Origin of the sequence: Rhizobium sp. TRM95796 (genome assembly GCF_025779995.1) — a bacterium.
Lineage (GTDB): Bacteria > Pseudomonadota > Alphaproteobacteria > Rhizobiales > Rhizobiaceae > Rhizobium_E.
Map to the genome: position 1 here is coordinate 1 of NZ_JAOXHE010000035.1, position 832 is coordinate 832.

General features: G+C 64.1%; 1 protein-coding gene. It reads right to left on the reverse strand.

Going from position 1 to position 832, the window contains the following annotated elements; genetic code table 11:
• Nucleotides 1-7 precede the first annotated feature (7 nt).
• On the reverse strand, nt 8-832 hold an 825-nt coding region (locus tag OCK01_RS26395; RefSeq protein ID WP_263826558.1), incomplete at its 5' end, for an alpha/beta fold hydrolase.

Here is an 832-nt window from a genome sequence, read left to right on the forward strand (position 1 = left end):
CGACCGGTCAGCCCTTCACGAAGGCCAGCAGGTCTTCGTTCAGCACGTCGGCATTGATGGTGAGCATGCCGTGCGAGAAGCCCGGATAGGTCTTCAGCGAGCCGTTCTTCAACAGCTTGGAAGACTTCAGGGCCGAATCCGCGATCGGAACGATCTGGTCGTCTTCGCCATGCAGAACGAGCGTCGGCACGGTGATCGCCTTCAGGTCTTCGGTCTGGTCGGTCTCCGAAAACGCCTTGATGCCGTCGTAGTGGGCCTTGGCGCCGCCCATCATGCCCTGACGCCACCAATTTTGGATGACGCCTTCGTGAACCGTGGCGCCGTCCCGGTTGAAGCCGTAGAACGGACCTGCGGGCACATCCCGGAAGAACTGGGCGCGATTGGCGGCGAGCGCTGCGCGGAAGCCGTCGAACACTTCCATCGGCAGACCTTCCGGATTGGACGCGGTCTTGAGCATCAGCGGCGGGACGGCCGAGACGAGCACCGCCTTGGCGACGCGGCCGGCCGGCTGGCCATGCTTGGCGACGTAGCGGGCGACTTCGCCGCCGCCGGTGGAATGGCCGATATGGACGGCGTTCTTCAGATCCAGGTGTTCGGCGACGGCGAAGGCGTCGGCGGCGTAGTGGTCCATGTCGTGACCTTCCGAGACCTGGGCGGAGCGGCCATGGCCGCGGCGATCATGGGCGACGACGCGGTAGCCCTTCGACAGGAAGAACAGCATCTGGGCGTCCCAGTCGTCTGAGGACAAGGGCCAACCGTGATGGAAGACGATCGGCTGCGCGTCCTTCGGACCCCAATCCTTGTAGAAAATGTCAACGCCGTCCTTGGTGGT